Annotated in this window: 7 protein-coding genes; all 7 read left to right on the forward strand. The window is 44.9% G+C overall.

What is annotated here, in order from left to right:
* Positions 1–58: 58 nt before the first annotated feature.
* The 7 genes from nrdR (at position 59) to AB840_RS10895 (ending at position 6,232) form a co-directional block, all read left to right on the forward strand.
* A complete protein-coding gene (nrdR, locus tag AB840_RS10865) occupies positions 59–532 on the forward strand; it encodes a transcriptional regulator NrdR (protein ID WP_048514870.1) in 474 nt (157 codons plus the stop codon).
* 20 nt (positions 533–552) lie between these two features.
* Positions 553–2,034 carry a D-glycero-beta-D-manno-heptose-7-phosphate kinase gene (rfaE1, locus tag AB840_RS10870; RefSeq protein ID WP_048514871.1) on the forward strand — a complete coding sequence of 494 codons (1,482 nt, stop codon included), beginning with the start codon at positions 553–555 and terminating at the stop codon, positions 2,032–2,034.
* The gene (gene rfaD, locus AB840_RS10875; protein WP_048514872.1) at positions 2,031–2,996 is read left to right on the forward strand and encodes an ADP-glyceromanno-heptose 6-epimerase; all 966 of its coding nucleotides are present in this window, start codon (positions 2,031–2,033) and stop codon (positions 2,994–2,996) included. The genes rfaE1 and rfaD overlap by 4 nt, the downstream gene beginning before the upstream one ends.
* Positions 2,993–3,514: a D-glycero-alpha-D-manno-heptose-1,7-bisphosphate 7-phosphatase gene (locus AB840_RS10880; protein WP_048514873.1), complete on the forward strand. Its 522-nt coding sequence runs from the start codon at positions 2,993–2,995 to the stop codon at positions 3,512–3,514. The genes rfaD and AB840_RS10880 overlap by 4 nt, the downstream gene beginning before the upstream one ends.
* Positions 3,501–4,532, forward strand: coding sequence for a glycosyltransferase family 9 protein (locus tag AB840_RS10885; RefSeq protein WP_048514874.1), 1,032 nt, complete (start codon positions 3,501–3,503; stop codon positions 4,530–4,532). The genes AB840_RS10880 and AB840_RS10885 overlap by 14 nt, the downstream gene beginning before the upstream one ends.
* Positions 4,529–5,572 carry a glycosyltransferase family 9 protein gene (locus AB840_RS10890; RefSeq protein ID WP_048514875.1) on the forward strand — a complete coding sequence of 348 codons (1,044 nt, stop codon included), beginning with the start codon at positions 4,529–4,531 and terminating at the stop codon, positions 5,570–5,572. Before AB840_RS10885 ends, AB840_RS10890 begins: the two co-directional genes overlap by 4 nt.
* Before the next feature lie 78 nt (positions 5,573–5,650).
* Complete coding sequence (locus AB840_RS10895) at positions 5,651–6,232, forward strand: outer membrane beta-barrel protein (RefSeq protein ID WP_048514876.1); 582 nt, start codon at positions 5,651–5,653, stop codon at positions 6,230–6,232.
* Positions 6,233–6,675: the final 443 nt, after the last annotated feature.

Here is a 6,675-nt window from a genome sequence, read left to right on the forward strand (position 1 = left end):
TCCTGGCGGACCCGCTTTTTTTTAAAAGTCTTCATTTCAAGCTTGAGGAGGAAGATACATGAGATGCCCATTTTGCAAAAGTGATGATACCAAAGTAACAGACTCACGGGCAACTGATGACGGAAAGGCAATTCGCCGCCGCCGGGAATGTCAGAGCTGCAGCCGCCGTTTTACTACGTATGAAATGGTTGAAGAAGTTCCTTTGGTGGTCATTAAGAAGACCGGCAGCCGGGAGCTTTTTGATCGGAACAAGATATTAAACGGCCTGTTGCGGGCTTGCAATAAACGAATGGTTACACGCCATCAGCTTGATGATGTTGTGTTGAGAGTGGAACGCAATATACGCAATACCTTAGCTCAGGAAGTCACCAGTGAAAAGATCGGCGAAATGGTTTTGGAAGAGCTGAAGAATATTGATGAAGTGGCTTACATACGTTTTGCTTCCGTCTACCGTCAGTTTGCTGATTTGGACAGCTTTATGGCTGAGTTGAATTATCTGATGGGAAATAAGGGAAAGAAAGAGAATACATAGACGGGAATAGAGGAAGCAGCATGACAGAAAATTATATTGATCGTTTTTTGAATGATATATTGCCAATTTTGCGTATTGCCGTTATTGGCGATGTGATGGTAGACCGGTATGTTTTCGGCAGAGTAGAGCGCATTTCTCCAGAAGCGCCTGTTCCGGTCAATAAGGTGGATCATATTTCATCGGTTTTAGGCGGTGCAGCCAATGTAGCATCTAACTTGGCTCATTTAGATTGTCAGGTCTATCTGGCAGGCTTGGTAGGCGATGATGATAATGCCGCGCTGTTGCTGCGTCTTTTACAGGAGGCCCATATTGACGGAACGGGGCTTATTGCTCGTAAAGGACATGCGACGACTACTAAAATGCGAATTCTCGGCGCACGCCAGCAGATGGTCCGCCTTGATTTTGAAGAAAGCACCGCTTTTTCCGTGCCGGAAGAAGAACGGCTGGCTGCATGGCTGGAACAGCGTATAGCAGACGGTTTAGACGGCATTATTTTATCTGATTATAAAAAAGGTGTGTTGACGGATACGGTATCCCGGCAGGTTATTGAGGCGGCGCGGCGGGCAGGTGTACCGGTTCTTGTCGATCCTAAGGGCAGCGACTGGACTAAATATAATGGTGCTGATTTCGTTACGCCTAATATAAAGGAACTCAGTGATTGCGCAGGATATACGATTGCTAATGAAGGGTCTGCCGTTGTAGCAGCTGCCCGCAGTCTGCATGAAATGTATGATTTTGGTCATCTCATGGTGACACGTTCTGAAAAAGGAATTACGGTTATCGGAAGGGATGGCAAGGTCTGGAATAATCCGGCAACGGCGCAGGAAGTATTCGATGTTTCCGGTGCCGGGGATACTGTTGCTGCGGCTTTTCTTTCGGCGATTGCTGGTCATCTCTCTATTCGCATGGGCCTGCAGATTGCCAATGCTGCTGCTGGCATTGTTGTTGCCAAGGTCGGTACCTATCCGATTCATCGCAGTGAACTGCTGAATTTATGGAATGAATGGCAGCCTAATCGCTGGACTCCATACAAAGCACTGACCTGGGAGGAAACGGCATCTAAAATTCGTGAATGGCAGAAAAAGGGCGAAACGGTCGTTTTTACAAATGGCTGCTTTGATATACTTCACAGAGGTCATGTATTGTATTTACAGCAGGCAGCTATGCTGGGACAGCATTTGGTTGTCGGACTCAATGGAGATGATTCTGTGCGGCGTTTGAAAGGAGAGACCCGACCGTTGGTCAAGCAGGAAGATCGGGCGGTTCTCCTAAGCGCGCTGGCCTGTGTGGATGAAGTGGTTGTCTTTTCTGAAGATACACCTAAGGAACTTCTTGAGGTACTGCATCCGGATATTCTTGTCAAGGGCGGCGATTATAAGGCCGATGAAGTTATCGGACGCGAATCTGTCAAGCGGGTGGAAATTATATCATTTGAAGAAGGATATTCTACGACAGGTCTTGTACAAAAAATAGCAGATTTAGTAAAGAAGGGACAATTATGAAAATAGTAACGGGCGGTGCCGGATTTATCGGCAGCAATATAGTAAGGCAATTGAATAATCGGGGCATCAGGGATATTCTTGTCGTTGATGATTTGACAGATGGCCGGAAATGCCGTAATTTACAAGGACTTTCCTTTTACGATTATATGGATTATGAAGATTTTGACATGGAAATGGCGGAAGACACCTTTGACTGTGGTTACATTGATGTCGTATTTCATGAAGGAGCTTGCTCCGATACGATGAATTATAATGGCCGATATATGATGAAGAATAATTATGAAGGCAGTAAAAATTTACTGCGATACTGCATGCATCGGAATATTCCTTTTCTGTATGCCTCATCGGCCTCAACCTACGGTAGCGGAAAAAATGGGTTTCGTGAAGATCCGCAGTGTGAACAGGCACTTAATCCGTATGCCTATTCAAAGCTTCAGTTTGACCGGTTTGTGCGGCAGCTACTGCCTCTGGCCAAAAGTCAAATCGTAGGCTTTAGATACTTCAATGTATTTGGGCCCCAGGAGAATCATAAGGATCGCATGGCATCTCTCATTTATCAGAAATATCATGAGCTGCAGAAGACCAGTAAGATCACATTATTTGAAGGAACTGCAGGCTATGAAAACGGTGGGCAGATTCGTGATTTCATTTATGTAAAAGATGTTGTCAATGTTATTTTTTATTTTTGGGAACATCCGGAGCTGCGGGGAATTTATAATTGCGGGACCGGGGAAGGTCATTCGTTCAACGAATTTGTGCAGGGGATTATTTCCTATTGTGGTAAAGGCGCAATTGAATACGTTCCTTTTCCAGAGATTTTAAAGGGAAAATACCAAAGTTATACTCAGGCGGATACGACTAAGCTGATGAGGGCCGGATATGACCGCGGCTTTACTCTTTTAAATGAGGCAGTAAAGGAATATTGCCGGATATTGGAAAAAAGCGATGGATATTACGAATGAGAAAGGCCGTCTTTTTTGATCGCGACGGAGTTCTTAATGTAGATAAGGGGTATCTGGGACATATCAAGGATTTTGAATGGATAGAAGGGGCACTGCGTGCGCTGGAATACCTGACTGATTTGGGATATGCTATTATTGTGGTAACCAATCAAAGCGGCGTTGCTCGCGGTTATTATACGGAAGAAGATGTCAAAATACTGCACCGCTGGATGTGTAGAGAGGTGCGGAGAGCCGGCGGCATAATTACTGCCGTGTATTATTGCCCTTATCTGGAGGGCGCGCCGCTGGCACAGTACAATAGAAAAAGCACATGGCGCAAGCCTGCTCCCGGCATGGTGCTTCAGGCCGCTGCCGACTATGATCTGGATTTGTCTCAGTCTTTTATGATCGGAGACATGCCCCGTGATGTGGCTTGTGGTGAGCATGCTGGTATGCACGGATACCTTTTTACAGGAGGACGGCTTGACGTCTTTGTCCGATCCATTATAGAAGAAAGGAACGGCCGTGAAAGCATATAAAAATATACTCATTATTAAAATGAGCTCGCTAGGTGATGTGCTTCATGCACTGCCGACAGTATACGCGCTGCGGGAAAATTGTCCTGAAGCGCGTATTGTATGGGCGGTGCATCCTGCTTTTTCTCCAGTGCTGCCGGGCAAGCCGTATATTGATGATGTGGTATATATTGATAAAAAACGCCTTTCCTCTTTGACGTATTGGCGGGAACTGCGTCGGATTTTACATGGATATCACTTTGATTTATGCTTGGATTTGCAAGGCCTGGCTAAAAGTGCTGTTGTCGCTTTTAACAGCGGTGCAGAAGAAAAATATGGTTATTGGGAAATGCGGGAAGGAAGCTTTCTGATCAGCAAGGGCTTGGCAGGACCGAATAAGCATGGTCATGTTATTGAGCGGTATCTGGATACGGTCCGGTGCCTGGGCGGTATTGTTGATGCTGTGGAATTTCCGCTTCCCCATATTGACGGGGAAAGGGCCGGCATTATGGGACGTCTGGCTTCTGACGGACTTATCGGTGATTATCTGGCGGTGGTTCCGGGAGCGCGCTGGACGGTTAAAGAATGGCCTGTAGCGCATTGGCAGACTTTTCTTTCCCGTGTGACGGCATCGGGAATGAACGTAGTGCTCCTGGGAAGCAATGCTGATATTCCCAAAGGAACTGCAATTTCCGGCTTCCTTTCTTCCGATCACGTTTTTGATTATACCGGAAAGACCAGTCTGCGCGAGCTCATGGCGGCCATTGCAATGTCCAGACTGTATATAAGCGCCGATACGGGTCCCCTTCACATAGCCAATGCCTTGAAAAAAGAGCTTATTGCTTTGTTTGGTCCTACCTGTCCGGATAGGACGGGTCCTTATGGCGGCAAGAATAGTTCGTATATTCACATGATGATTTCACCTACATCAAGGGCGACGGCTGAGCATCCATTAATCAATGATCCTGATTGCATGTCTCAGATTACGGTAGCTGCTATGTGGAAAACATTTGAGTCTGTTATGAAGAAGGTGAAAAAATGATTAATTTACGACAAAAAAAAATTATTGTAACCTTTCTGATGCACCTTGGCGATTTGATTTTGATTACCCCTTTTTTGCAGGTTCTGCGCCGACATGCCGGCGGGTCGGATATTACTCTTGTCGTGGATGAAAAAGTTGCTGATGTCGTGCGGTATAACCCTAATATTGATCATTTAATCACTATCGATAAGAAGGGCAGAGATAATTCTGTCAGAGCTCTGTGGCATATTGGCTGCCGCCTTCGCCGGCAACGGTATGATGTTCTTATTAATCTTCATCCTAATGAAAGGACATCTTTTTTAGCGGCGGTTATTCATGCCCGGGAATTTTTGGGTATGAGCCATTTTTTGGTACGTCCTTTTATGGATCGATACACTCGATTGGACAGAATACATTTTCATGCTGCTGATATGTATATTAATGTGCTGGCGCAGCTGGGGATTGAGGACTATCGCAATGACGGTCTGCAGCTAGTTACCTGTCCTGCCTGGGAGCAGGCGGTGGAGCAGTTTTATGCGTCGCAGGGAGTATCCGGTCAGGATGCCTTGATAGGATTTAATATAGGGAGTGCAGTGCCCCAGAAGCGATGGCCGGCTAAACGGTTTGCCGGCGTAGCGGATTACTTTGCTGATGCAGGATATACATGTGTGTTTTTTGGCGGGGCTATGGATCAGAAGATGGTGCGGGAAGCCGTTTCTAATATGAAAAAACGGGCTGTCGTTGCAACGGGGTGTTTTTCTATCGGCGAGCTGGCAGCGGCGATCCGGCGCTGCTCTCTGTTTATTACCAATGACAGTGGTCCCATGCATGTGGCCGTCAGTCAGAATGTTCCCGTTGTTGCGCTGTATGGCCCAAGCAATCCAAAGTTTTATGGACCGTATACGGATCATGCCATTGTTCTGGAATCGACAGATCATTATGAGATTGGAAAAAGTATGAAGAAAATTATTAAAGAGGGAAAATACAAGGGTCTTTCGGTGATTCCCATGTGTCATGTTATCGAAGCGGGGACGGAGCTGCTGAAACGAGTCAGACAATAAAAACTGGCTTTTTCCGGCTTAATACCGTATAATATAACCAATATAGATATTTTCAGCGAAATTTTGGAGGTGTTTTTTATGAAAAAAATAGTGTTAGCCAGCGTGTTGGCTGCTATTGTTTCTGTTAATGCTGTTTCCTTTGCAGCACCGATTCGAGATCCCCAGGAAGGTGATCTGAAGGCAGATATTAACTACGGATTTGATCAGAAGGAAGGTAGCCGCAGCGCAAAGGATCGGTTTACCGGCGGTGATGTTACGTATGTTTTGAATAATAAATGGGATATACAATATACTAATAATAATACAAAAGGCGATAATGGTTTTAAGATTAATGAAAACTATCTTACCGGAAATTATCGTCTGACTCCGTATATTTCTGCATATGCAGGCGGCTCCTATGTAAAAACGGAAACGTGGAGCAGCAAGCATGCTTACGGCTATCAAGTGGGATTAAAAGGGCAGCTGCCTATTTCGGACAAATGGCAGGGCTTTGCGTCTGTAGGCGTAGGGGATGATGTAAATACCTATGAAGTAGGTGTAGGGTATGATTTTACCTCCAACTGGGATGCGCATGTAAAATATCGTAAAAGCAGTGTAGACGTGGATAATTATGATGATGATGTAAAAGGTTGGCAAGTCGGTATGGGCTACAAGTTTTAAAAGTATAGGAAGGTATATTTGAAAAGCTGCATTGGTGAGTGCAGCTTTTTTTTGATAGATGAAGCGGTTCAATCGTAAAATCTAATGGAATTGCTGATTTGATGCCATGCCGGCATAGCTCCTTATTTATAGAAGTCGTCTTTGTCCCGGAATTTTTCTAATAGCGGCTTGATACTGTCAAAGTCCGTCTTTTGCTTAGTGTAAAATAGTTCTCGGTAAGATATTGCAAAAAAAAGAAAAGACCTAGATAATAGATATATTGCCTAGCCAGCAAAATATATCACAACCGAAGGTCTTCTCATGGAATATATTATAGCAGAAATTATCAAAACAATAAAGGAATCCGATACCGCGATCATACGCGAAACAAAATTATTGCAGCTGTTTATGCGGATTTTCACAGAGGCACTGGTTTGTGCGTTAGAAATCATGGATACAGAATT

Source organism: Megasphaera cerevisiae DSM 20462 (assembly GCF_001045675.1).
Lineage (GTDB): Bacteria > Bacillota > Negativicutes > Veillonellales > Megasphaeraceae > Megasphaera > Megasphaera cerevisiae.

Coding starts and splice junctions, on each gene's coding strand:
- nrdR (WP_048514870.1), top strand. CDS start 59: ATGAGATGCCCATTTTGCAAAAGTGATGATACCAAAGTAACAGACTCA.
- rfaE1 (WP_048514871.1), top strand. CDS start 553: ATGACAGAAAATTATATTGATCGTTTTTTGAATGATATATTGCCAATT.
- rfaD (WP_048514872.1), top strand. CDS start 2,031: ATGAAAATAGTAACGGGCGGTGCCGGATTTATCGGCAGCAATATAGTA.
- AB840_RS10880 (WP_048514873.1), top strand. CDS start 2,993: ATGAGAAAGGCCGTCTTTTTTGATCGCGACGGAGTTCTTAATGTAGAT.
- AB840_RS10890 (WP_048514875.1), top strand. CDS start 4,529: ATGATTAATTTACGACAAAAAAAAATTATTGTAACCTTTCTGATGCAC.
- AB840_RS10895 (WP_048514876.1), top strand. CDS start 5,651: ATGAAAAAAATAGTGTTAGCCAGCGTGTTGGCTGCTATTGTTTCTGTT.